General features: G+C 69.8%; 18 protein-coding genes, 1 tRNA gene, 1 pseudogene and 1 riboswitch. Of the genes and pseudogenes, 11 read left to right on the top strand and 9 right to left on the bottom strand.

Annotated features, from left to right (window positions below):
* The first annotated feature begins 1 nt into the window (after window position 1).
* Window positions 2-853: an ABC transporter permease gene (locus M3Q35_RS43405; protein WP_273938411.1), complete on the top strand. Its 852-nt coding sequence runs from the start codon at window positions 2-4 to the stop codon at window positions 851-853.
* A 512-nt stretch (window positions 854-1,365) separates the two neighbouring features.
* On the opposite strand, the pseudogene M3Q35_RS43400 reads toward M3Q35_RS43405, so the two are convergent.
* The 3 genes and pseudogenes from M3Q35_RS43400 to M3Q35_RS43390 all read right to left on the bottom strand — a co-directional run bounded on the left by M3Q35_RS43400 (window position 1,366) and on the right by M3Q35_RS43390 (window position 4,633).
* Window positions 1,366-3,341, bottom strand: a pseudogene (locus M3Q35_RS43400) (bifunctional copper resistance protein CopD/cytochrome c oxidase assembly protein).
* A 90-nt stretch (window positions 3,342-3,431) separates the two neighbouring features.
* Window positions 3,432-4,004, bottom strand: a complete 573-nt coding sequence (locus tag M3Q35_RS43395; protein ID WP_273938410.1) for an MFS transporter — start codon at window positions 4,002-4,004, stop codon at window positions 3,432-3,434.
* Window positions 4,001-4,633 carry an MFS transporter gene (locus M3Q35_RS43390; RefSeq protein ID WP_273938409.1) on the bottom strand — a complete coding sequence of 211 codons (633 nt, stop codon included), beginning with the start codon at window positions 4,631-4,633 and terminating at the stop codon, window positions 4,001-4,003. Before M3Q35_RS43390 ends, M3Q35_RS43395 begins: the two co-directional genes overlap by 4 nt.
* A 94-nt stretch (window positions 4,634-4,727) precedes the next feature.
* On the opposite strand from M3Q35_RS43390, the gene M3Q35_RS43385 reads away from it, so the two are divergent.
* The 3 genes from M3Q35_RS43385 (at window position 4,728) to M3Q35_RS43375 (ending at window position 7,680) form a co-directional block, all read left to right on the top strand.
* A complete protein-coding gene (locus M3Q35_RS43385) occupies window positions 4,728-5,810 on the top strand; it encodes a LacI family DNA-binding transcriptional regulator (RefSeq protein WP_273938407.1) in 1,083 nt (360 codons plus the stop codon).
* A gap of 147 nt (window positions 5,811-5,957) precedes the next feature.
* Window positions 5,958-6,030: transfer RNA gene (locus tag M3Q35_RS43380), tRNA-Arg, on the top strand.
* An 816-nt stretch (window positions 6,031-6,846) separates the two neighbouring features.
* Window positions 6,847-7,680 (top strand): alpha/beta fold hydrolase, encoded by an 834-nt coding sequence (locus M3Q35_RS43375; protein WP_273938406.1) that lies wholly within the window; start codon window positions 6,847-6,849, stop codon window positions 7,678-7,680.
* Window positions 7,681-7,846: 166 nt separating this feature from the next.
* Here M3Q35_RS43375 and M3Q35_RS43370 read toward each other — a convergent pair whose 3' ends face one another.
* Window positions 7,847-10,591 (bottom strand): ATP-binding protein, encoded by a 2,745-nt coding sequence (locus M3Q35_RS43370; RefSeq protein ID WP_273938405.1) that lies wholly within the window; start codon window positions 10,589-10,591, stop codon window positions 7,847-7,849.
* A gap of 136 nt (window positions 10,592-10,727) precedes the next feature.
* Here M3Q35_RS43370 and M3Q35_RS43365 point away from each other — a divergent pair, with 136 nt between their 5' ends.
* Complete coding sequence (locus M3Q35_RS43365; protein ID WP_273938404.1) at window positions 10,728-12,029, top strand: MFS transporter; 1,302 nt, start codon at window positions 10,728-10,730, stop codon at window positions 12,027-12,029.
* A gap of 11 nt (window positions 12,030-12,040) precedes the next feature.
* Window positions 12,041-13,510, top strand: a complete 1,470-nt coding sequence (locus M3Q35_RS43360; protein ID WP_273938403.1) for a ketol-acid reductoisomerase — start codon at window positions 12,041-12,043, stop codon at window positions 13,508-13,510.
* A gap of 4 nt (window positions 13,511-13,514) precedes the next feature.
* On the opposite strand, the gene M3Q35_RS43355 is transcribed toward M3Q35_RS43360, so the two are convergent.
* Together M3Q35_RS43355 and M3Q35_RS43350 are read right to left on the bottom strand one after the other, a co-directional pair.
* Window positions 13,515-16,295: an AfsR/SARP family transcriptional regulator gene (locus M3Q35_RS43355; protein WP_273938401.1), complete on the bottom strand. Its 2,781-nt coding sequence runs from the start codon at window positions 16,293-16,295 to the stop codon at window positions 13,515-13,517.
* 4 nt (window positions 16,296-16,299) lie between these two features.
* A complete protein-coding gene (locus tag M3Q35_RS43350; RefSeq protein WP_273938400.1) occupies window positions 16,300-17,511 on the bottom strand; it encodes an alpha-hydroxy acid oxidase in 1,212 nt (403 codons plus the stop codon).
* 73 nt (window positions 17,512-17,584) lie between these two features.
* Here M3Q35_RS43350 and M3Q35_RS43345 point away from each other — a divergent pair, with 73 nt between their 5' ends.
* Window positions 17,585-18,526, top strand: coding sequence for a TrmH family RNA methyltransferase (locus tag M3Q35_RS43345; protein WP_273938399.1), 942 nt, complete (start codon window positions 17,585-17,587; stop codon window positions 18,524-18,526).
* A gap of 3 nt (window positions 18,527-18,529) precedes the next feature.
* Window positions 18,530-19,246, top strand: a complete 717-nt coding sequence (locus M3Q35_RS43340; RefSeq protein ID WP_273938398.1) for an MgtC/SapB family protein — start codon at window positions 18,530-18,532, stop codon at window positions 19,244-19,246.
* On the opposite strand, the gene M3Q35_RS43335 is transcribed toward M3Q35_RS43340, so the two are convergent.
* Window positions 19,247-19,855, bottom strand: coding sequence for a class I SAM-dependent methyltransferase (locus M3Q35_RS43335; RefSeq protein WP_273938397.1), 609 nt, complete (start codon window positions 19,853-19,855; stop codon window positions 19,247-19,249).
* 65 nt (window positions 19,856-19,920) lie between these two features.
* Between M3Q35_RS43335 and M3Q35_RS43330 the strand changes: the two genes are divergently transcribed.
* Complete coding sequence (locus M3Q35_RS43330) at window positions 19,921-21,015, top strand: DNA glycosylase AlkZ-like family protein (protein WP_273938396.1); 1,095 nt, start codon at window positions 19,921-19,923, stop codon at window positions 21,013-21,015.
* Between the two features lie 15 nt (window positions 21,016-21,030).
* On the top strand, window positions 21,031-22,011 hold the full coding sequence (locus M3Q35_RS43325) for a helix-turn-helix transcriptional regulator (protein WP_273938395.1): 981 nt from the start codon (window positions 21,031-21,033) through the stop codon (window positions 22,009-22,011).
* A gap of 6 nt (window positions 22,012-22,017) precedes the next feature.
* Here the strand turns inward: M3Q35_RS43325 and M3Q35_RS43320 are convergent, their stop codons facing one another.
* Window positions 22,018-22,767: an SIS domain-containing protein gene (locus M3Q35_RS43320; RefSeq protein ID WP_273938394.1), complete on the bottom strand. Its 750-nt coding sequence runs from the start codon at window positions 22,765-22,767 to the stop codon at window positions 22,018-22,020.
* A gap of 91 nt (window positions 22,768-22,858) precedes the next feature.
* Window positions 22,859-23,395, bottom strand: coding sequence for a precorrin-8X methylmutase (locus M3Q35_RS43315; RefSeq protein ID WP_273938393.1), 537 nt, complete (start codon window positions 23,393-23,395; stop codon window positions 22,859-22,861).
* 79 nt (window positions 23,396-23,474) lie between these two features.
* A riboswitch (cobalamin riboswitch) is annotated at window positions 23,475-23,645 on the top strand.
* Window positions 23,646-23,698: 53 nt separating this feature from the next.
* Between M3Q35_RS43315 and cobM the strand changes: the two genes are divergently transcribed.
* On the top strand, window positions 23,699-24,535 hold the full coding sequence (gene cobM, locus M3Q35_RS43310) for a precorrin-4 C(11)-methyltransferase (protein WP_273938392.1): 837 nt from the start codon (window positions 23,699-23,701) through the stop codon (window positions 24,533-24,535).
* The last annotated feature ends 3 nt before the right edge of the window (window positions 24,536-24,538 follow it).

Here is a 24,538-nt window from a genome sequence, read left to right as displayed (position 1 = left end):
GATGACCACGACAGTTCAAGCCACTACGCCGACAGGCGAGGTGCCGCGGCGGGACGACCTGGGTTGGCACGGCAGCAGCTTCGCCACCCAGGTGTGGGTACTCACCCAGAGATCGCTCAACACGTTCCTGCGCGACCCACGAATGATGTTCTTCAGTCTGCTGCAGCCGCTGGTGATGTTGTTGCTGTTCAGCCAGGTGTTCGGCGGCATCAGCCAGCTGGGCAGCCTGCACCAGTGGGGCTCATACATCAACTACCTGCTGCCGTCGACGTTGGTGACGACGGCAATGACCTCGGCGATGAGCTCCGGGGTCGGGTTGCTGACGGAGATGTCGAACGGTGTGATCGCAAGGTTCCGGTCGATGCCGGTCAGCCTGTTCTCGGTACTGCTGGCCCGGAGCCTGTCGGACACGGTGCGGATGGCGATTCAGCTGGTCGTCATGCTGATCGCCGCGGCGCTGCTGTTCGGCTTCACGCCAGCCGGCGGCATGCTGGGAGTGGCGGCGGCGCTGCTGGTGGCGCTGGTCGTCGGCTGGGGCCTGGGCTGGCTCTTCCTGGCGATCGCGACGTGGGTGAAGAAGGCCGAGACGATGCAGGCGGTCGCGTTCCTGACGATGTTCCCGTTGATGTTCGGCTCGAGCGCCTACATGCCGGTGTCGACGATGCCGGGGTGGGTGCAGGTGATCGCCAACGTCAACCCGCTGAGCTACGCGATCTTTGCATCGCGTGGGCTGGCGACGACGATCTGGGAGGCGAACCCGGCGTACACGCTGATCGCGTCGCTGGCGATCTCCGGTGTGATTGCGTTGATCGGCGGGGCCATCGCGACACGGAACTTCCGCCGGACTAACTGACCTGTATGGGAACGACCCCGTCGGCGATGGTGTGCCGACGGGGTCGTTGCGTTTCGAGCAGAGCTCGAATCCTCGGCGGTGGCCGGGGAACCGGCTATTGGACGGGCGGGTGTTAGGGATTGCCACGAGCGGACAGCCGAGACGCAAGGGTTTGAGGCGCGCGGGTCGGCTTAGACGACGAAGACATCAAGACCGCCGAGTGGTCGAAGTGCCGTGAGCTGCGGGTGCGCAGAGGCGTCAGGACGCTGGGGCATCGGGCGCACCGAGTTGTTGGGGCGACTGGATTAGCGCGCGCGATGTGGCAAAGCAGCGAGCGGGCAGCGGCAGTTAGCGAGGCACGAAACCCGTGGGCCGAGGCTGAGGTCGAGCATGGGGTTGGGTGGCTAAGGCGCGATCATGGCCCAGCACGAAGAGATGGTTGGCGTGCGGCGGACCCGGGGTGGTGCGCGGATGGTCCAGGAGGCCGAGAGAAACGCCTGGGGGTGAGGGGTGCTCGGGGAAGCTGGGCGGGGTTACTTGGATTTGGGGGTGCTGCCTGGCTCGCTGAGTTGTTGGAGCATCGCGTTGTAGGCGTTGAGGTCGGCGTCGCCGTCGGTGTCGGCGCGGCGGTCGGACCGGCGGGCGGCCCGTTCGTCGGTACGGGCCCACTGGGCGAGTAGGGCCAGCATGACGACCAGGAGGGGGATCTCGCCGGCGGCCCAAGCGATGCCGCCGCCAAGATGCTGGTCGGAGAGCAGGTTGGTGACCCAAGGCAGGGAGAGCGATCGGTAGAAGTTCTGGCCGATCACGGTCTGCATGCTCATCAGGATGACGCCGAAGAAGGCATGGAAGGGCATGGAGGCGAAGACCATGCCGAGACGGCCGAGGGGCGGCAGACGCCGGGGGGCGGGGTCGATGCCGATGACGGGCCAGTAGAAGAGGTAGCCGACGAGCAGGAAGTGGGCGTTCATCACGAGATGTGCCCAGTGGTAGTTCAGGGCAGCGTCGAAGAGGCCGGAGAAGTACAGGCCGTAGAAGGAGCCGACGAAGAGAACGAGCGCGACGACGGGATGGGTGAGGACGCGCGCGACGGGCGAGTGGACGGCGGCGAGCAGCCATTCGCGAGGCCCGGGGCGCGGTCCTTGCCGGCGGTGGGAAGGGCGCGAAGGGCGAGGGTGACGGGACCGCCGAGGGCGAGCAGCGGCGGGGCGAGCATGTTGAGCATCATGTGCCCGCCCATGTGCACGCTGAACATGGCGGTGGCGTAGCGGCCGATGCCGGAGGAGGTCGCCAAGAGCACGGCAGCGCAACCGCCGACCCAAGCGATGGTGCGACCAATGGGCCACTGATCGCCGCGCTGGCGAAGCCGGCGGACACCGAGCAGGTAGACGGCGGCGCCGAGGATGGCGGCTGTGCCGTAGACGAGGTCGAAACGCCAGTCGAAGAGCAGCCGGAACACGGTGGGCGGACCGTCTAGCGGATACCCGATGAGGCGCTCGACATCGCCGACGGCGCTGTAGACGTCCTGCGGCGGTGGGGTCCGGGCCAGCGCGGAAGCGACGCCGAGGGTGATGAACATGATCAACACCTCGACGCCGGCGAGCCGGATGAGGGACCGGCCGGAGCCGGTGGCGAGCACGGCCTTCACGCCGCGTTCCCGCTGGAAGTAGCCGATGACGCCGAGCACGGCGAGCAGGGCGATCTTGGCGAGGACGAGCAGGCCGTACGACGTGGTGAAGAGGTCGGTGACGGGCAGCCGCACCAGGGCGTTGATGACGCCGGAGGCGGCCATGATGATCCAGCAGACCAAGGCGACCTTGGAGAAACGGCTGGTGGCGAGCCCGAGGTCGGCGCCGCGGCGGCGGGCATGGGCGAGCAGGGCGACGAGGCCGCCGACCCAGATGGCGGCGGCGATGAGGTGGTACAGCAGGCTGTTGGTGGCGAGGTCGTGGGAGCCGCCGGCCGAGGAGTGGCCACTGGCGCCGACGGGGACGAGGCCGATCAGGGCGACGAAGAAGAGGCTGGCGGTCCACCCCCATGACAGGGCGAAGAAGCAGCCGAGCGCCAGCACGAAGACGATGACGGCGGTGACGACCCAGGCCTCGGCCTGCTCGACGATGTTGATGCTGCTGAACAGGACAGTGGGGTTCAGCATGAAGCTGATCGGCTTGCCCTCGGCGTCGGCGAGAGTGAAAGGCACCTCGAGCAGGGCGCCGACACACCAGGCAACGGCGGACCAGCCGGCGGTGCGCAGGGCGGCATAGCCGTCGGCGGCGAGCCGCCCGGTGCGCTGGGGCGCGACGAAGAACGCGGCGAAGAGCAGGGCGCCGACGCAGACGGTCGAGGCGGCCTCCGTGAGGACGCGGACGACGGTGATGCCGTAGCGGGTGATCGCGCCGGGATCGGGCAGCCCCAGGTTGGTGTACAGCAGCTCGCTGCCGGAGAACAGCGTCAACACGGCCGCGACCAGCGCGGCGATGACGGTGCTGATCAACAGCAGCGGGAGCATGCCGGCGGGTCGGCGAACCTGTGCGCCGGGTGTGGGCTCGGCGGTCACGACGTCTTCGGCCACGTACTTGAGGGTAGGCCGCGACGCAGCTCACATCGTCGGCGCACCGACAGCGGGCGGTGCGCATTCCCGACGACGGGCGCGAATCACCAGAATCACGCCCGGCACGATCAGCGCGGCGATGACGGCGGCGGCGCCGAGCGCGAAGCCGAGGCCGCTCCACTGGGCGAGTTGCCCGAGCAGCGGCGGACCGCCGAGGAATCCGGCGTAAGCGATGCTGGTGACGAAACCGATCTCGCGTTCACCGCCGGTCCCGTCGGCACGCCGTCCGGCGGCGCCGGCGAGGTCCATCGTGACGGGGAACGAGAAGGCGAGCCCTACTCCGGCGAACGCGAAGCCGACGTACGCGACGACGGGAACGGGGACTGTGACGGCGGCGAGAAGTCCGACGGCCGCGAGAGATGCGCCGAAAGCGAGCATTCGGTACGCGCCCCAGCGGCGTTCCACCCGTTCACCGCACAACCGGGTCACTGCCATCGCGATGGAGAAGACGGAGTAACCAGCGGCTGCAAGGGACTCGGGCACACCGCGTTCGCGGACGAGGAACAACGCGGTCCAGTCGGCCGAGGCGCCCTCGGCGACGGCGGAGCACAGCGCGATCAAGGCCAGCAGCCAGAGCAAAGGCCGCCGGACGGGCGATGGACCGGCGACAACGACGTCACCTGACCGGCTACGGGACCGCTCCCGGCCTCGGCCGGCAGCGAAGTGAGGATGAGCGCGACGGCGGCAACGCCAATCACGGCCAGGATGGAGAACTGGCGCAACGGGCTCCAGTGCACAGCGGCGGAAAACACGGCGACGAGAGAACCGACGAGACCCCCGACGCTGAACCCGGCGTGAAACACCGGCATGAGCGGGCGGTCGAGCAGCCGGGTGACGGTGACGGCGGCGATGTTCATGGAGACATCGAGGGTGCCGACAGTCAGCCCAAGGACGAACAGCACGAGGCCGAGTTGTAGCGGCGAGGTCGTCAGGCCGAGCACGGGCAGCACGACGAAGCCGGTGACGCAGCCGAGCACCATGACGGCACGGGAGCCGAAGGCGGCGCAAAGTCGCCCGGCGATGGGCGCGGCGACGATGAGCCCGACGCTGACACCGAAGAGCGACAGCCCGAGCCCGGCCGGCGTGGCGCCGACCTGGGCGGCGAGCGCCGGCACGCGGGCGGCCCATGAGCCGAACACGACTCCGTTGAGCACGAACACGAGGAACACAGCGGTGCTCTTGGCCAGCATTCGTACCCCCTTCGACTGGAACGCGACTGTACTGAAGCGCTTCAGAACAGTCCAGTGGGTCAGCCCACCCCTGCACGCCAACTACGCTCTTCCTGTGGACACCGAGCAAACCCGCCGCCCGACGCTGGACACGGTCGCCCGTGCCGTCGGCGTCTCGCGGGCCACGGTGTCCAACGCCTACAACCGGCCCAACCAGCTCTCGGCCGGTCTACGCACGCGCATCCTGGAGGTCGCCGACCGGCTCGGCTACCTCGGACCGGACCCGGTCGCCCGCAGCCTGGCCACGCGCAAATCCGCGGCGGTCGCCTTCATGCTGCGATCGGGCCTGTCCAGCGCCTTCTCCGACCCAGCGCTGACGATCATGCTCGACGCCCTGGCCGCCACGGTCGACGGCCGTGACCACGCCCTGGTGCTGCTGCCTGGCGACGAGTCGGGCGGACCGCGCCCGGACAGCGTCGCCCGCGCGCAGGCCGACGTGGTCGTGGCGTACTCGCTCCCGGACACCGCGCCGGCGCTGACCGCGGTACGCCAGCGACGGCTGCCGATGGTGGTTGTGGACCAGCCGGCGACGGGCGGCACGGCGCGTGTCGAACTCGACGACTTCGGCGGAACGCAGTCCGCCGGCCGTTATCTGACCGACCTGGGCCACCGCGACTTCGGCGTGATCTCGCTCACCCTTCAACCGGACGGTCGGACGGGCCCGGCGGATCCGGAGCGCCGTACGGGATCACCGTTCCGCGTGACACGCGAACGGCTGAGCGGCTACATGGACGCACTGACGGACGCCGGGATCGCACCGGAGAAGGTGCCGGTCTGGGAGGCCGGGGCCAGCGACCGCGAGCACGGCCGGACCGCCGCCCGCTGGTTGTTACAACAGAGCCCACGGCCGACGGCATTGCTCTGCATGTCCGACGAGCTGGCGTTGGGCGCCCTCCAGGGCGCACGCGACGCCGGGTTGTCGGTGCCACAGGACGTCTCGGTGGTCGGATTCGACGACACACCGCCGGCAGGTGTCGCGGATCCGCCGCTGACCACGGTCCGTCAGCCGCTGGTCGAGAAGGGTCGGCTCGCCGGTGAGCTGGCACTGACGCTGCTGGACGGCGGCAGACCGAGCAGACCCGTGAGACTGGATGTGGAACTGGTGGTGCGCGCATCAAGCGCCGCCCCGATCCGGTGAACCCGAAGACGGATTGACAACACCGCGTACAGAAAGCGGCACCCACGGTGGTTGTCCATATCGTGATCATCCGAATGAGGGTCAACCGGAAACGACTGGGGCGTCTGAAGCGATGTACCTCACGGGGCGTGTGCCTGCACGCCTCAAGCCTCCGTAGCTCAGCGGACAGAGCGAGTGACTTCTAATCACTTGGTCGCAGGTTCGAGTCCTGCCGGGGGCACTTCTTTTCCTGGGCATACACAACGCACCGTGGTCGGTTGACCACGGTGCCACGCTGCGTTTGTGACGCCCATCTCTTAGCTCGCCGGTGTGAGCACCGGTTGGCGCACCCCGTCACGAGGAGTGGGCACGGGAGGCCGCCGCCCCTCGACGTTACGAGCAGTCAGCCTGCAACCACATTCGGCGGCATTTCGGAAAAACAGCGACCAAACACGGCGCAACCGAGACGGCTGGACGACTTCACCAGCAATACCGACGGTGTCGATACCGTTGCACAGCGAGAAATAGGGGCCGATGGCCACCAACTCGCTATTACAACGAACGGTTGCCGACAGTACGGCTGTTCGCCATCAGCTACGTCGGCCATTCGCCAGATTCGATGCCGGGACGAGGGCAACGTAGCTACCGGCTCCCTGAGCGGCCCAAGCGATACACCCAGCGGGATATGCGCGCCACGCGACGCCAGCACGACGCGCCCAAGCAGGCCGCTGGCCCACAGAATGCGCGCGTTCCTCGGTTTGTGAAATTTGACGCAAGGGCAGCCTGCGCGTCTCGTAGCTCAACGGGACCGGTCGCCGGGTCCGCGGCCGAAATGTGATGCTCCTCGGCGGCACGGACGCGACAGCGTCGGTCGAGTGTGGCTGGATTCAGCTGAGAACGACCACCCCCAGCCAGAGAACCGGCCGGGTCGGCAGCTCCGTGACCGGTAACTCCCTGACAGTCCGGGAAGGGTGCAGTTGTTTGACTGATGTGAAGCCGGGTGGTCGGGGCCGATGCTGGGAGGGGGACAAACAGCCGGCGCGAGAAGGAAGCCACCATGCCGTTCGTCAGGGTCGGTGAGGAGAACACGACCGACATCGACCTGTACTACGAGGATCACGGCGTCGGCCGGCCGGTCGTGCTGATCCACGGCTACGCGCTCGACGGCCGCTCCTGGGAGAAGCAGCTACCGTGCCTGCTCTCCGCCGGCCATCGGGTCGTCACCTACGACCGGCGTGGCTTCGGCCGGTCGTCGCGGCCGACCACGGGGTACGACTACGACACCTTCGCCGCAGACCTCGACTGCCTGATGATGGCGCTGGACCTGTCCGACGCGGTGCTGGTCGGGTTCGGCATGGGGACCGGCGAGGTGAGCCGCTACCTGAGCACGTACGGCTCATGCCGGGTGGCCAAGGCGGCGTTCCTCGCCCCGATGCAGCCCTTCTTGCTGAAGACGTCGGCCACGCCGCACGGCGTCGAGCTGTCGGTCTTCGACGGCGTGCTGGCCGCGGTCGAACGAGACCGGTACGCGTACTTCTCGACTTATTTTGAAAACTTCTACAACTTTGACGAGCTCCTCGGTTCTCGCGTCAGCGAGGAGGTCGTGCGCGCGAGCTGGCAGGTGGCGGTCGACGCGTCGGCATACGCGTCGGCGGCGGCCGTGCCGACGTGGATCACCGACTTCCGCGAGGACGTCCACCAGATCGACGTGCCGGCGCTGATTGTGCACGGGACGGCCGACCGCATGCTGCCGATCGACGCCACCGGCCGGCCGTTGCGAGCGATGCTGCCGGGCGCCGAATACCTCGAGATCGACGGCGCGCCGCACGGTCTGCTGTGGACGCACGCCGAGGAGGTCACCCAGGCTCTGGTCGACTTCGCCGCCAAGTAGTACGTCGATGAAGTGGACCAGCTCGCACGAGGTCGAGCAGTTCGACGAACCGGAGGAGGTTGCACGACGTCGAGATGTTCGGCGAACCAGAGGAGGTTGCACGCGCCGGAGGAGTTTGGCAAAGCCGAGGAGTTTTGCGGACTGGAGGAGTTTTGCAAAGTTGTGGTCAGCCGACGGCGGCCAGGGCGTCGCGCAGTGCGGCTCGCGAGGTGATCCCGAGCTTGGGGAAGATCTGGTAGAGGTGGGCGCCGACCGTCCGGTGCGACAAGAACAGTCGCTCGGCGATCTGCTTGTTGGTCAGACCGGAGGCGGCGAGCTGGGCGACCTCGAGCTCCTGGGGCGTCAAAGGAAGCGCACCATCAGAAGTGGATGGGGTGGACTGCCCGGCGGCGCGGAGTTCCTTCTGGGTGCGCTGCACCCACGGCTGCGCCCCGAGCCATTCGAACGTGGCGAGGGCGTCGGCCAACGGGCCACGTGCCTCGACGATGGCGCGGGCGCGGCGCAGTCGCTCGCCGTACGCGAGGCGCACTCGCGCCGCCTCGAACGGCCAGCGTTCGACGCCCGGCGTGGAAAGGGCCTTCTCGTACAACCGCAGCGCCTCGTCGTCGGAGGTGGCGCACAGCGCCTCCGCTCCGGCCACCATGAGTGCGAAGCGAGGCGACAGTGCGGCAATGTCGGCCTCCTGCAACGCACGGACGTGCGCGGCGGCCTCCGCGCGACGACCGGTGCGCACGGCCGCCTCGACGAGGTCCATGGCGCCCCACATGGCGTGCGGCACGTGCGAGGCGAGCGAGCCTACGGGCGTCACCGCCGTGGCGTACTGGTACGCGCGCTCGTAGTCACCGCTGCCCAGGCAGGCGAGCGTGCGAGCCTGGTTGGCGTAGACGACGGCGGTGCCGGCGCCACGCGGCGTTGCCCAACGCACGACCCGTTCGCCGAGCCGGAACGCCGTGGCGCTGTCACCGCGGGCGCCGGCGAGCAGCATGGTGATGTAGTCGAAGTACCACCGGAAGAAGCGGTAGCCGGAGGAGTCGCACACGGCAATGCCCTCCTCGGCCGCCCGCGCGACCTCGTCCCACTCGCCGGTCAGGTAGTGGTCGAGGCAGATGATCATCAGCGCCGTGAGGTGACGTCGTGGCGGTCCGCCGTCGCGGCCGTTGCGCACGACGCGCCACATGGCGTCACGCACGTCCACGAGCCGGTCCAGATAGAACAGTGCGACGCCGATGCGGACGATGACCGCGGGATCGGTCTCGTCGTGGGCGGCGGCAACAAGGTCGTCGGCGTCGGGCAGCGCGAGCTTGGCGGTGCGCGCCGGGTCGGGGTACGTCAACGCGGTGAGCCGCAGCACGAACGGCAGTTCGGACTTCCGCTGCTCGACCGCCGCGTGGAAGCTCCGCCACAACTCCTCACGCCCGCTCCACCAGCACACCAAAAGCAGCGCGTGCAGAGCGTCGGCCAGGGCGGCGTCGTCGTGGTCGGCCTCGATGGCGCCGACGAGCAGCCGGTAGGCGGTGTCCATCGAGCCGTCGTCGTTGATGAGCAGGTAGACGGCCGCGATGGCGGCGTGCAGCGTCTCGGGGCCGGCGCGGCGGGCGTCTGCGAGGAGTTCGGATGCGTGGGCCAGCACGCCAGCCCCCTCGGCGCCTATGTAGGCGGCCTCGGCGAAGCGCCGACTGCGGCCCTCGCCGGGCGGGCTGATGTGCGCCGCCCGGGTCAAGGCCACCACGGCACCGACGGAGTCGCCACGTTGCAGCATGCGGTGCGCTGTCTGCTGGAGCAGCTCGGCGACGTGCTCATCCGGTCGCAGCACAGCCTCGGCCAGGTGCCACGCGAGCCGGTCGGGCTGCGACTCCAGTACGCCGGCCAGCGCCCGGTGCGCCTCACGGCGTTCGGCGCTGGTGGACTCCTCGACGACGGCGGCGCGGATCAGGGGGTGTCGGAAGGCGAGGCGTCCTCGACCTTCGTCTACGTTGATCAGCTGGTCGCGCTCTACCTCGGCGAGGCGAGCCAGGTCGTCACGTGAGTCGGCCGCCTGGAGCACGACCTGGAGATCGCCGGTGCCGTCGAGCGCCGCCAGCAGCACGAGGCGTCGACACGAACCGGACAGCCCGCCGATGCGTGAGGCGTACAGCGCGCGCAGGCGGTCGGTGAGCGGCAGCACGGAGGGCAAGCTGGCCTGTGCGGTCTGTTGTGGACCGGTGAGCGCCGCGGGGAGTTCGAGGAGCGCCAGCGCGTTGCCGCGGGCTTCGTCCAGCACCCGCTGCCGCACCCGCTCGGCCAGTCCCGGGAACCGCGCGCCCACGAGCAGTCGCGCGGACTGGTCGTCGAGCGGCGGCAGCTGGTACTCGGGCATGGTGCCGCAGGGGAAGACGCCCTCGGCGAGGCGCGACGCCGCGATGACGCCGACCCGAGTGCCGCTCAGTCGGCGGGCGACGAAGCCCAGCACGCCGACGCTGGACCGGTCCATCCACTGCAAGTCGTCGACGACGAGCAGCAACGGGCGGTCGACGGCCACGGCCCGCAGCAGCGTGAGCACGGCGTTGGACACGGCCATCCGGCCCGGGGACACGCCGTCTCCGAGTCCGACGGCGACGTGCAGCGCGTCGCGGTAGGGACCGTCGAGCCCGTCGGCGGCGGTCATGACCGGCAGCAGCAGCTGGTTGAGGCCGGCGAAGGCCATGTCGGCCTCGAATTCGACGCCGTCGGCGCGCAGCACCCGCACGCCGTTGGCGGCCGCGGCGCGGGCCACGGCGTCGAGCACCACTGATTTGCCCACCCCGGGCTCGCCGGACAGCAGCAGTGCGGTGCCGTCGCCGAGGAGAAGTTCGTCGATCCGGGCCAGGTCGCGGCTCCGACCGACCAGCGTGCCGTCGTGGGCCATCGGCGCACTCCCCTCGACCGTCGACACCGGACAAATCTTTCAGCGGGGAAACTAACAGCGGCGCATATACGGCCCGTAGACGTCGCGTAGCCGCCAGCGCCGCGGCACGGTTCGGCTACCCGATCGGGCAGTTGGGTTGCCCCATCATCGGCGTTGTCCCAGCATGGCCCCGGTGAGCAGCACCTACGCCATCGGCCGGATCGCCGTCGGCAGCTTCATCGGCACCGCGATCGAGTTCTACGACTTCTACATCTACGGCACGGCAACGGCGCTGGTGCTCAACACGACATTCTTCCCGACTCTGGCTCCGGTGAACGCCACACTGGCGTCGTTCGCGACGTTCGCGGTGGCCTTCATCGGCCGGCCGCTCGGCTCCCTGCTGTTCGGCCACTTCGGCGACCGGGTCGGCCGCAAGGCGACACTGGTCGCGTCCCTGTTGACCATGGGCCTGTCCACTGTGGCCATCGGCCTGCTGCCCGGCTACGCGACGCTCGGCGTCGCCGCGCCGGTGATCCTGGTGCTGCTGCGGTTCCTACAGGGCATCGGCCTCGGCGGTGAGTGGGGCGGTGCCGCGCTGCTCGCCGTGGAGAACGCACCCGCCGGCCGCCGATCCTGGTACGCGACGTTCCCTCAGCTCGGCCCGTCGATCGGCTTCTTCGCCGCGAACGGACTGTTCCTCGCACTGTCCGCGGCGCTGTCGGACGACGCCTTCCGCTCGTGGGGCTGGCGAATCCCGTTCCTGGCGTCGGCGGCGCTGGTCGTCGTCGGGCTGGTGGTACGGCTACGGCTGTCCGAGACGCCGGTGTTCGCCGAGGTGGTACGACGGCGTGAGCAGAGCCGGCTGCCGCTGGTGGACATGCTGCGCAAGGCGCCGCTGCGGCTGCTGCTGGGCGGCGGCACGATCATCACCTGCTACGTCGTCTTCTACGTCACGACGACGTTCTGCCTGTCGTACGTCACCACCACGCTGAAGCTGCCCAAGTCGGAGGCACTGGGCCTGCTGGTCGCGGCGATCTGGGCGATGGCGCTGACCACGGTGCTGTCCTGCCTGGCCGGCGACCGTTACGGCCGCAAACCGGTGCTGATCGTCGGCTGCGTGTTCACCGGCGTCATCGGCCTCGTAATGTTCCCGCTGCTCAGCGTGGGCACCGCGCTGTCGATCGGCGTCGCGTTCGCCTTGGGGCTGGGTGCCATGGGCTGGGTGTACGGGCCGCTCGGCGCGTTCTTGCCGGAGCTGTTCGACGCGCGTTACCGGTACTCGGCGTCGTCGTTCGCGTACAACCTGGGCGGTGTGCTCGGCGGCGCGCTCGCCCCGACCATCGCCGCAGCGCTGGCCGCCGCCAACGGCACGACCGCCGTCGGCTGGTACGTGGCGGGCTCGGCCGTGGTGAGCCTGCTGTGCCTGCTCGGGCTGCCGGAGACCCGGCACGTCTCCACTGAACTTCCCGCCCCCGTCGGCGCGTGAGGAGAGCTGTCATGGATCTGGATTTCGACACGAAGGTGTTCGACAAGGAGTACATCGCCGTCGCCGACCGGCAGGAGCCGATCGTGCGCGGCGGCCGGCACCTGTTCGACCGGCTGCCAGCGGCCTTCGAGGGCGTGCGCCGGCTGGGCGTGATCGGCTGGGGCCCGCAAGGCTCGGCGCAGGCGCAGAACCTGCGCGACTCGTTGGGCGGCGCCGTGCGCGTGGCCGTCGGGCTGCGGCGGGGCTCGGCGTCGTGGGACGCCGCCGTGCAGGCCGGCTTCTCGCCGGAGGACGGCACGCTGGGCGAGATGTACGACGTCATCCGCGAGTCCGACATGGTGATCCTGCTGATCTCGGACGGCGCGATGGCCGAGACCTATGAAGACGTGTTCGCGGCACTCAAGCCGGGCACCACGCTCGGCTTGTCCCACGGCTTCCTGCTCGGCCACCTCGACCTGGTCGGCGGCGCGTTCCCCACCGACGTCGACGTGATCGCAGTCTGCCCGAAGGGCATGGGCGCCTCGGTCCGCGCGCTGTACCTCCAGGGTCGCGAGGTCAACGGCGCCGGCATCAACGCCAGCTTCGCCGTGCACCAGGACGTCACCGGCCGGGCGGTCGACCGCGCGCTGGGCTGGTCGATCGGTCTGGGCGCGCCGTACACGTTCCGGACCACGCTGCGATCCGAGTACCTCTCGGATCTGTCGGGCGAGCGCGGCATCCTGGCCGGCGGCCTGCACGGCATCGTGGAGAGCCTGTACCGGCGGTTCCGCGACCACGGCATGAGCGACGAGGAGGCGTTCCGGCACTCCGCCGAGTCGGTCACGGGCCCGATTTCACGGATCATCTCGCGTGACGGAATGCTCGGCGTTTTCAAAAAGCTCGACTCTGACGAAAAGCAGGTGTTCGCCGAGGCGTACTCGGTGAGCTACCCGGTCGGGCTGGAACTCATCCACGAGATCTACGACGAGGTCCGCTCCGGCGACGAGGTGCGCAGCGTCGTGCTGGCCGGCAGGCGGCTGCCCCGGTTCCCGATGGGCAAGATCGACCAGGCCGACATGTGGCGGGTCGGCCAGAAGGTGCGGGCCGACCGGGTGCCCGACGAGATCCCGCTGGACCCGTTCACGGCGGGCGTGTTCATCGGCGTGATGATGGCCCAGATCGACGCGCTGCTGGAGTTCGGCCACCCCTACTCGGAGATCGCCAACGAGTCGGTGATCGAGGCGGTCGACTCGCTCAACCCGTACATGCACGCCCGCGGCATCGCCTACCTGGTCGACAACTGCTCGATCACCGCCCGGCTCGGCGCGCGCAAGTGGGCGCCGCGCTTCGACTACGCGCTGACGCAGCGCGCCTACCCGGTCATCGACGACGAGCAGTCCGTCAATCTTGAGGAGTTTGCAAAATTCGAGGAGCATGTCGTGCACGAGGTGCTGCGCGTGTGCGCGGGCATGCGGCCGTCGGTCGACATCTTCGTCGAGTGACGGTTCACTGCTCGACGGTCAGCAACTGGGCCCAATCCTCGACCCGGATCGTGGGGCCCATCGCGGCCGGGCACAGCGTGCGTTGAATGGCGGCGGCGCGGCGAAGCACCTCACGTGCTTCGTCCCGCCGCTCCATCGCCAACAGACAGGTACTGATGCGCAGCAGCACCGAGACCTGGTCGGCGTCCGCGCGGAGTGCAGCGAAAACCTTCACCGCGTTCTCGTGGGCGCCGATAGCGTCCTCGTACCGGCCGAGCCGGTAATAGGCCTCGCCGAGCACTTCCCACGCGCCGACCAGCTCGGCATTGTCGCCGGGCGGCAGCAGCATGAGCGCCTCGTACACCAGCGGCACGGCTTCCTCGTCACGGCCGAGCATGCTGTAGTACCGGGCCATCGTCATCGTCGCGACGCCCACGCCGGGCCCCCACGCCAGGTCGCGGAACAGGTCACGCGCGCGGGTAGCGTGCTCGAGCGCTCGCTCGGGGGCGTGGTCCAACTCCTCGACCCAGGTGTACTGCCGCAGCGCGTAAGCCAGCGCCGCCGTGGCGCCGGCCTGCTCGAACAACGCGAGCGCCTCGTCCATGTGCTTACGCGCGGACTTCAGGCGCGACAGCCGGCATTCGGCCCGCGACAGCCCGCGATGGGCGTAGGCCATGCCGATCGGATTGCCGGCCTCCGTCGCCGACCGCAGGGCGATGGCGTGGGCGTCGGTGAGGTCGTACCAGTGCTGCTGGCGATCCTGGAACTGCCGTAGCGCCCAGGCGAAGCGCCACGCGTGCTCGTGCAGTCCGTGCGCGGCCATGAGTTCCAGCACGCGCATCGTCGCCGGCCGCTCCGTGATGTACCAGAGCACGGCCTGCTCCTGGTCGGCGAGCTCCACCGACACGGCGCCCTCCGCCGGCTGACACGGCGCCGGGCCGTCGTTCTGCGCCGACACCTTGCGGGCCGCGCAGTCCGCGGTCAGCAGGTAGTGGTCGGCGAGACGCTGGAACGCGGCCTCGCCCTCGGTGGTGGTCTCCAACTGCTCCGTGGCGTACGCGCGCAGCAGGTCGTGCCAGCCGTAGCGACCAGGCGCGGTCTCCGTGACCAGGTGCACGTCCGCGACCTCACGCAGCAGCGCCGCGGCCGTACGTACCGGTACCGCCGCCAAGCTCGCCGCCGCGTGCACGCCAACGGTGGGCCCGGGATGTAGTGCCAGCAGCCGGAAAATCTGCGCTGCGCCGTCCGACAGCGAGGTATACGAGGACCGCAGCACGGCGCGGATGTCGACGCTCGGATCGGAGGCGGCGAAGGCGTCCAGCGAGAACCGTGGGCCGAACAGCGAGGCCACGATGTCGGCGAGCGGGAACTCGCTCGACTGCGCGAGGATCCGCGTGCACACAATGGACAGTGCCAGCGGCAGCCGCGCGCAGCGGTCCACGATCGCGTCCGTGGCCACAGGTTCGGCGGCAATGCGTTCTGCACCAAGGCGTTGCGACAACAGGTCGACGGCGTCGTCACGGCTGAGCAGATCCAGCGTGATCGGCCGCGCGCCGGTCGCGGCGACGACGCCGTCGAGGCGTCCTCGACTCGTCACGATGACCAGCGACCGCGACCGTCCCGGCAGCAGCGGCAGCACCTGCGCCGACTCGCGCGCGTTGTCGAGCAGCAGCAGGCAGCGCCGTTCGGCCAGCAGGCTGCGGAACAGTCCGAGCCGCGCCGCTGGCTCCGTGGGCACCTGGGCGGCGGCCACGCCGAGCGCTTGCAGGAAGTCGCGCACGGCGTCGTTCGGATCGACGGTGACCGGGTCGTAGCCGCGCAGGTTCACGTACAGCTGGCCGTCGGGAAATCGTGAGGCAACCTCGTGGGCCCAGTGCAGCGCGAACGCCGTCTTGCCGACACCGGCCATCCCTTGAATGACGGTGACGGTCGTGCGGTCCAGCGCGCCGTCGCCGTTCGGCAGGCGGTGGTGCGCATCGGCCAGCGCCGAAGAACGTCCTGCGAACACCGGCAGGTCTGCCGGCAGTTGGGCCGGCGACACCACGGGCAACGCCGGCCGCACCTGCGGTTCCGCCTCGCCGTGCAGCATCCGGTCGTACAGCGCCCGCAGCCGCGCGCCCGGGTCGACGCCGAGCTCCTCGCGCAGCTGCCGTCGAATCTGGTCGTACGCCAGCATCGCCTCGGCCTGCCGACCCGAACGGCACAGCGCCATCACCAGTAGCTCGTGCATGGACTCGCGCAGCGGCTCGCCGGCGGCGAGAACCTGCAACTGGTCAGCGATCTCGGCGTGCCGCCCCAGGGCGAGCTCGGCGCGGAACAGGTCCTCCAGCACGGTCAGCCGGCGCTGCCGCAGGCGGGCACGCTCGGCCTCCACGTACTCGCCGGGCAACGCCGCCAGCGGCGCGCCGCTGCACAGCGAGATCGCCGCACGGAGATCACGCACCGCGTCGTCGGACCGCCCCGCGTCGAGCGCGACGGCGGCGTGGTCCACGAGCTCCTGAAACTTGCCCACGTCGGTGGCCGTCGACGGCAGGTCGAGGCGGTAGCCGCTGTTGTCGTGCACGAGCAGGTGCTGGTCGTCGCCGAACACACGGCGTAGACGGTGGATGTACGTACGCACAGTGGCGACCGCCGACGACGGCGCGTCGACGCCCCACAGCGCATCGGCGATCTGCTCCGGCGTCTGCGGCTTGCCGTCGCTGAGCAGCAGCATCGCCAGCACCGTGCGCTGCTGCGGTGGACCGAGCTGGAGCTCCTCGCCGTCGCGCCAGCCCCGGACCGGGCCGAGCAGTCTGAACTCGAGCACGGCGCTACCGGAGCCGCGCGTGGCTGGGGCGCAGATCGGTGACGGCGCGCACGCCGAGCAGCTGCATCGTCCGCACGATCTCCTTGCGCAGGATGTCGACCGTGCGCTGCACGCCGCGCTCGCCGCCGGCCATCAGCCCGTACAAGTAGGCGCGGCCGACCAGGCACAGGTCGGCACCCATGGCACGGGCGGCGACGATGTCCGCGCCGGACAGGATGCCGGTGTCCAGCCAGACCTCGGCGTCCCCCTTCACCTGGTCCACGACCTGCGGCAGCAGCTCCAGTGGAGTCGGCGCGCGGTCGAGCTGCCGGCCGCCGTGGTTGGACAGCAGCACGGCGTCGGCCCCGTGCTTGACGACGTCGCGGGCGTCGTCGACGTTCTGGATGCCCTTCACCACGAGCTTGCCCGGCCACAGCTCGCGCACCCAGTCCAGGTCGTCGAAGTTGAGCGTCGGGTCGAACATGGAGTTGATGAGCTCCTCGACCGTGCCGCCCCATTCGGTCAGCGAGGCGAACGTGAGCGGCTCGGTCGTTAGGAGGTTGAACCACCAAGCCGGATGCGTGGCGCCGTCCAGGAAGGTGCGCAACGTCAGCGCCGGCGGAATGGTCAGGCCGTTGCGCACGTCCCGCATGCGCGCGCCGCCGACGGGCGTGTCGACCGTGAGCATCACGGTGTCGTAGCCAGCGTCCTGCGCGCGCTGCAACAGCTCACGGCCCGCGCCCTTGTCCCGCCAGACGTACAGCTGGAACCACTTGCGAGCGTCGGGCGCGGCGGCGGCGACGTCCTCGATGGACGTGGTGCCCATCGTGGACAGTGAGAACGGGATGCCCACGCGCTGCGCGACCTTGGCGACAGCCCGCTCGCCCTCGTGGTTCATCATGCGCGTGAAGCCCGTGGGCGCGAACGCGAACGGCAGTGCGCTGCGCCGGCCCAGCACCTCGACGCTGGTGTCCGGGTCGGCGACACCGCGCAGCACGTTGGGCCGGAACTCGACACGGCGGAACGCCGTGCGCGCACGGCGCAGGCTGTCCTCCAACTCGGCGGCGCCGTCGGTGTAGTCGAACACCGCGCGCGGCGTGCGCTGACGGGCGATGGTGCGCAGGTCCGCGATGGTGTGCGCGCCGGCGAGACGCCGCTCCGTCGGGTCCAGGACGAACGGCTTCGGCCGGAGCAGCTGCGCAAGCTCGCGTGGACGCGGCAGACGGCGTTCAATCACGGCGGACCCCTCCTGACGGTCTCGACACAGCCTATGCGCTGCGGCGACGGAACCGGCCGCTACGGTCGTCGCCGTGCCAGCAGTCATCACCTCGCTCAAGGACGACCACCTACAGCAGATCCGCGCCCTCGCCAGCCGCACGGGCCGGGCCGAGGCCGGCGGTTGTCTGCTGGAAGGCGCCGCGCTCATCACCCAGGCGGTGGAGGCCGGCGCCACGCTGCGGTTCGTGCTCGCGGCCGAGGGCGCCTCGGACCCGGTGACGGCGCTGCTGGCCGAGGCCCACGTGCCGATGCTGGTGGCGAAGGAGTCGGTGCTGCGGCAGGCGGTGCGGCTGAACCGGACCGTGTCCTGGCTCGCGGTCGCGGAACTGCGAGCCACCGACGCCGACCAGCCGTACGGGGATTTCGCCGTGGTGCTCGACAACGTGCTCGACCCGGGCAATCTGGGCACGATCGTGCGGACGGCCGTCGGACTCGGCGTCGCCGACATCGTCTGCACCGACCCCGAGACCGATCTGACCAGTCGCCGCGTGTTGGACGCCTCGCGCGCGGCCGTGTTGCGGGCCCGACTCCGTCGCTACGACACACCGGTCGAAGCGGTGCGTGACCTCCAGGCCCGCGGTTTCGAGGTGGTTGCAACTTCAGGCCGGGCCGACACGACGCAGGGGTCGGTGCGGCTGAGCGGTCGGCCGGTCGCCCTGGTCGTCGGCAACGAGACCGACGGCGTCGGCGACGAGGTGCTGGCGCTGGCCGACCACGTCGTGCGGATCCCGATGTCGGGCGAGGTCGAGTCGCTCAACGTCGGTGTGGCCACCGGCATCAGCCTCTACGAGCTGCGCGGCCTGATGGCGTTGGCCAAGCTCGGCCCGACGGTCGGCGAGCTCGTCGCGACCGTTTCCGATCTGCGGGAGTCGGGGTACTCGGGAGAGGATGTGACCGGTCTCAGCGCGGCGGAGCAGGCGCAGCTGAGCGGCTTTCTCCGCCGTGTCCGGGAGAGCCTGCGACGAAACGAGTGAGTGATGACCGAGCTGGTGTCCTTCGGTGAACCGTCCGGCCAGGGCTGGACGCAGATCATCGAACTGGCCACCGCGCTCGTGCTGTGCTCGCTGATCGGACTTGAGCGGGAACTCAAGCAGAAAAGCGCAGGCCTGCGCACGTTGACGCTGGTCGGACTGGGTGCCGCGCTGTTCCTGCTGGTCAGCAAATACGGTTTCACCGACGTGCTGGCCGAGGGGCGCATCGTGCTGGACCCGTCGCGGGTCGCGGCGCAGATCGTGTCCGGGGTCGGTTTCATCGGCGGTGGCCTGATCTTCGTCCGGCAGAACATCGTGCGTGGCCTGACCACGGCCGCCGTGGTGTGGGTGAGCGTCGCGGTCGGCTGCGCCTGCGCCGCCGGCCTGCCGCTGCTGGCGGTGTTCGTCACCGCGGCGCATTTCCTTGTGGTCTACGGATATCCGCCGCTGGTCCGGCTGCTCACCCGGTCCCGGCCGGCGACCACGATTGTGCGGACGAGCTATCGGGACGGCGAGGGCGCGCTGCGCGACATCCTGGAGCTCGTCACCACGTCCGGGTACGTCGTCGAGCACGCCTCGACCAACCGCAACGAGTCGACCAACGTCATCGACCTGCGGCTGCGGCTGACCGGACCACGGCAGCTGACCTCGCTCGTGACCGGTCTGTCGGATCAGCGCGGCGTGCTGGCGGTCGACACCGGCGAGGCCGACAACGAGGAGTGACTACGGCTTGGGCCTCGTGGCGAGCACGCGGTAGCCCTTGTCGGTGGCGATGCGCTCGGTGGCATGGCCCTGCTCGGTAAGCCACTTGGCCAACGAGTCCGAGCCGAGGTTCTTCTGCACCACCAGATAGGCGACGCCGTCCGGCTGCAGCCGGCCCAGCCAGTGCAGCAGCAGCTCGTGCAGTGCCTGCTTGCCGATGCGGATCGGCGGATTCGAGTAGATCGCCGCGAACCGGGCGTCGGCCGGCACCTCGTCGGGCAGCAGGCAGGTGATCGTGTCGACGCCGGCCGCCTTCGCGTTGGCCCGGGCCAGTTCCAGCGACCTCGTGTTGACGTCGACACCGGTGATCCGCCGGCCCGGGTAGCGCTTGGCCAGCGTCAGCGCGATCGGGCCGTAGCCGCAGCCGACGTCCAGGAGGTCGCCGTCGGCCGTCGGCGCGGGGGCGTTTTCGAGCAGCACCCTCGTGCCCGGGTCGAGCTGCTTCGGCGAGAACACCCCGGCGTCGGTGGTCAGCTTCAGCGTCAGGTCGGGCAGCTCGACGGTGAGCACCCGCGGGTCGCTGACCGCGTTCGGGTCGGCGGTGAAGTAGTGCTGGTGCTGCTCGGTCACGCGGCGATGGTAGCCAAGGGCTGATCCTGACAGCGGGTGGCAGTCTTTCGGGTGATGATGACGCCGTGACCAAGAACGTCAGCCGTGACCAGGTGATGTGGTACCGCGTCCGCCAGCACGGGCTGCTCCGCGACAGCGAGGAGCCGGCCGTGCTGGACATCGGGCTGCAGGACACCCAGACCGGCTCGGCCCAGCTGGCGCTGGCCGCCCGCACCACGGGACCGGTCAGTCTTGAGGGGTACGAGCTGGCGTGGACGCTGCGTGGCGCCCCGTACTACCACCGGCCCGGCGAGCTGCGGCGATGGGCCGGCGAGCTCTGGCCGTGGAGCGACACCGACGCGCGGGCCCGCCTGATGTGGCCGAAGTCCCGCACGGTCACCGACGGGCTGAACGCGCTGGAGACGTACCGGCTGATCGCGGAGTCGATGCGGGAGGTCGTCACCAAGCCGATGACCAAGGGCGCGGCCAGCGCCGCGGTCACCAAGCTGATGCCGGCGGGCCAGCTCAAGGCCTGCCCGGCCTGCAAGTCGACACATATATATGAGCAGCCCTTCCGGCTCGGCGCGCTGCCCGGCGGCGTGCGGCTGCGCGCCGGCGAGACCGGTCTGCTGCTCGAACCGCTGAGCAAACGCGGACCAATTCCTACGAAATCCACTAATCCGCACGGGCTGGTGCACCGGTACCTCCGCTTCCTCGGGCCGGCGACACCGTCCGAAGTTGCGAAGTGGCTCGACACGTCGACGGCCAACGTCCGCGAGATCTGGCCCGACGACCTCGCGGAGGTCGCCGTCGACGGTCGACGCGCGTGGTTGCCTTCGAGCAATGTCGACGAACTCCTCGAATCTGAACGAGTGGAGCTCGTTCGACTGCTGCCGGCGATGGACCCGTTCCTCCAGGCCCGCGACCGCGACCTGCTCGTGCCCGACCGGGCCGAGCAGAAGGCGCTGTGGCAGATCCTCGGCAATCCCGGCGCGCTGCTCGTCGACGGTCAGATCGGTGGCATGTGGCGATCGCGGCTGGTCGGCCGCAAGAAGCTGGAGGTCACCGTCACCTCGTTCGACGCCGACGTGGACCCCGCGCTGCGGGACGACGTGCAGGCCGAGGCCGACCGGATCGCCGAGGTTCGCGGAGTGCCGACCGCGGTCGTCCGGTTCGCCTGACCCACAATGCCGGGTATGCGCGCGAGCCGGTTGTTGTCCACTCTGCTGTTGCTGCAGACCAGGGGCCGGATGACCGCGCAGGAGCTCGCCGACGAACTAGAGGTGTCGGTAAGAACGGTCTATCGGGACATCGAGTCCCTGTCCGTCGCGGGCGTGCCCGTCTACGCGGACCGTGGGCCGGCCGGCGGTTACCAGCTGCTCGACGGCTATCGAACGAGGTTGACCGGGCTCACCACCGACGAGGCCGATTCGCTGTTTTTGGCCGGCATGCCCGGACCCGCCGCCGAGCTCGGGCTCGGCACCGTCGTCGCCACCGCCGAGCTCAAGATGCTCGCCGCCCTGCCACCCGACCTGCGCGCACGGGCCAGCCGCATCCGCGAGCGCTTCCACCTCGACGCCCCCGGCTGGCTGCGCGAAGCCGACGAGGTTCCCTTCCTCGCCGAGATTGCCGATTCGGTCTGGAATGAAAAAATGGTCGAGATTCGCTACCGCCGGTGGAAGACGCCGCGCGAGGTGACGCGGCGCCTGGCCCCGCTCGGCGTCGTGCTCAAGGCCGGCACCTGGTACCTCGTCGCCCTGGCCGGCGCGGACCTCCGTACCTTCCGCGTGTCCAACGTCCTCGGCGTGCAGGCCCTCGACGAGCGCTTCTCCCGCCCGGCCGACTTCGACCTCGCCGCCTACTGGCGGGACTGGGCCGGACACTTCGAGACCCGGATGCGGACCGTGGACACCCGGGTCCGCCTCTCCCCCAACGCCGTCCGGGCTCTCCCGGCTTTTCTCGGCCGTCAGGTCGCCGAGCTGGTCACCGCCACCTTTTCGCCGCCCGACCCCGGCGGCTGGGTCGAGGCCGTCGTCCCGACCGAGAGCCTCCGCCACGCCCACGCCGAGTTCCTTCGCTTCGGCGCCGAGCTCGAGGTCCTCGACCCCGCCGAGCTCCGCGACATGATTACCTCGACGGTGTCCAGACTGGCCGGCTTCTACGGCCCGCCGCGGTAACGACGACTACGGGTCGCGGCGGATTCGGCCGGCGTAGTGCGACTCGAGTCCCTTGTTGTGCTCGTCGCCGCCGGGGACGTTGGCCGACAGATACACCGGCGGGGTGTGGCCGGCCGCGACCAGGCGCGCGCAGGCGTCGGCCAGCATCATCTGGGCGGCGAAGGCCGAGGTGATCGACGAGATCGCGCAGACCTGGCCGCCGCCGGGCATGGGCAGCAGCGTGTCGCCCATCGGACCGCAGTTGTCGATGACGACGTCGGCGAGCTCGTGCAGGTGTTTGCCGGAGGGATGCCGCGACTCGACGGCGGTGGCGTGGGCCAGCGACGTGAACGCGATCAGGCCGTGTCCCCGCTCCTTGACGAGCGAGGCCATTTCGACGATCGAACCGTTTCCGCCGGAATTGGACGCGATGACAAAAAGGTCGGTTTTACGCGGCGAGGCCAGTTCGTACACGCGGTGCGCGATCGCCGGATCGCGTTCCGTGTGCGAGTCGAGCGAGTCGACCGGCGCGCCGCCGTAGGTGACGACGTCGCGCAGCGCCAGCTTGTTGGTCGGGATCAGGCCGCCGGCCCGGCCGGCGATCTCCATCACCAGTCCCTGCGAGTGGCCGGTGCCGAACGCCTGGACCACGCCGTCGGCCAGCACGCAGTCGGCGACCAGCGCCGCGGCGGCGGCGATGGCTTCGCGCTGGGTGGTGACCAACTGGTCGATCAGGTCTTTTGCGGCCGATACGAACTCGTCCTGGCCGATGGACATGCGCCACGCTCCCCTCGTTAGCAACTTGCCAATCCAGCGCACGTCACGTTAACGGCATACCGAACGTGCGGGACACCCTCCGTTGGCGGCGTCAGAGATAGAGCAGTGCGTTGACGGCCGCAGTCGCCAGCGCCGCACCACCACGCTCACCCCGGTTGGTCAGTGCCGGGATACCCAACTCGCGTACCGCCCGCTTGGCCTCGACGGCTCCGACGAAACCGGCCGGCAGCGCGATGACGAGCGCCGGTTGAATCTCGCCGGCCCGGCAGCGGGCGACGAGTTCGGTGACTATCGCCACGTCTTGCCCGATGGCCCACACCGCACCGACCGGAGCATTTCGTACGAACTCCTCCAATCCGCAAGTCCGCTCGGCGATGACCGTGGCCGGTCGGCTGGTGATGCCGACGGCGACCATCCGGACGTCGGCGATCACCGGCGCGCCGTCGGCCAGCGCCTGTCGGCCCGCCGCCAGCGCCTGCTCGTCGACCAGCAGGTCGCCGGCCCAGGTGGCGTCGGCGGTGGTGTGCACGAGGCGTTCGACGACGGCCCGCGACAGCGGCCCGAGGCCGGCGGTGTCGACGCGCCGGCGGAGGATTTCGTACGACTCCGACTCGATCGGATGCGGCACTCGCGGCACGTCTCGGTTTCCCCTCGGCTGGACTGTTTCACACCGTAGTCGGCGGTGTCGGCCCGCCGACTCGTCGGTTAACCTGCTCCGCGAGCGTGGTTACGGGAAGCCGGTGCGAATCCGGCGCGGTCCCGCCACTGTGACCGGGAAGTCGTCCCGCAGAGGAACAGCCACTGGGCGCGAGCCTGGGAAGGCGCGGCGACGGCGGTGATCCGGGAGCCAGGAGACCGGCCACGCGACTGACACGCGTCGCACGGAGGATGTGATGGCTGGCATCGGGCTGCGCCTCGGGCAGGGTCCGCGGTGATCCCACCCGGACTGATCTCGTTCGTCGGCGCCGGGCCCGGCGCGGCCGACCTGATGACCTTCCGCGGCGCCGACCGGCTGGCCAGGGCCGACGTCGTGGTGTGGGCGTCGTCGCTGGTGCCGGCCGAGGTTCTCGACCACGCCAACCCGGCGGCGGTGCGACACGACTCCGCCGGCATGACGCTGGAGGACGTGCTCGAGGTCTACGCCGCCCACCCCGACGCGGCGATTGTCCGGCTGCACTCCGGCGACCCGACCGTCTATGGGGCGATCGGTGAGCAGATCGAGTGGTGTCGACGGAGCGGTCGGCCGTACGAAATCGTGCCGGGTGTCGGTTCGCTCGGCGCTGCCGCAGCCGCTGTTGGTTGTGAACTGACTTCACCGACGGTTTCGCAGTCGATCGTGTTAACACGCCTGGCTGGCGGCCGAACGGCTGCCTCGATGCCGGATGGCGAGACGGTCGCCTCGTTCGCATCGCATCGCACGACGATGGCCGTCTACCTCTCCGCCCAACGTCCCGAGCAGTTGCAAGCCGAGCTGCTCGCCGACGGAAACGGGTACGCCGCCGAAACGCCCGCGGTCGTCGTCGCGAAGGCGACGTGGCCGGACGAGCGAATTATCAAAACTACTGTCGGCGAGCTCGCGGCCGAGCTTCGTGCATCCGGCATCCGGACTGCCGCTCTGGTGCTCGTCGGCGAAGCGCTCCGCGACGACCGCGAGGTCCAGCGGACCAGGTTGTACGACCCGGCCTATTCGCACGGGTGCCGGCGGCGGTCGGCCGAGGGCAGCACGGAGGGCCGGCCGATTCCGGTGGAGAAGCGGAGGCTCCCATGACCG

Source organism: Kutzneria chonburiensis (genome assembly GCF_028622115.1).
GTDB lineage: Bacteria > Actinomycetota > Actinomycetes > Mycobacteriales > Pseudonocardiaceae > Kutzneria > Kutzneria chonburiensis.
This window is presented reverse-complemented; position numbering and strand designations above follow the sequence as displayed.

Coding starts and splice junctions, on each gene's coding strand:
- M3Q35_RS43405 (WP_273938411.1), top strand. CDS start 2: ATGACCACGACAGTTCAAGCCACTACGCCGACAGGCGAGGTGCCGCGG.
- M3Q35_RS43390 (WP_273938409.1), bottom strand. CDS start 4,633: ATGCTGGCCAAGAGCACCGCTGTGTTCCTCGTGTTCGTGCTCAACGGA.
- M3Q35_RS43375 (WP_273938406.1), top strand. CDS start 6,847: ATGCCGTTCGTCAGGGTCGGTGAGGAGAACACGACCGACATCGACCTG.
- M3Q35_RS43365 (WP_273938404.1), top strand. CDS start 10,728: ATGGCCCCGGTGAGCAGCACCTACGCCATCGGCCGGATCGCCGTCGGC.
- M3Q35_RS43360 (WP_273938403.1), top strand. CDS start 12,041: ATGGATCTGGATTTCGACACGAAGGTGTTCGACAAGGAGTACATCGCC.
- M3Q35_RS43340 (WP_273938398.1), top strand. CDS start 18,530: ATGACCGAGCTGGTGTCCTTCGGTGAACCGTCCGGCCAGGGCTGGACG.
- M3Q35_RS43325 (WP_273938395.1), top strand. CDS start 21,031: ATGCGCGCGAGCCGGTTGTTGTCCACTCTGCTGTTGCTGCAGACCAGG.
- M3Q35_RS43320 (WP_273938394.1), bottom strand. CDS start 22,767: ATGTCCATCGGCCAGGACGAGTTCGTATCGGCCGCAAAAGACCTGATC.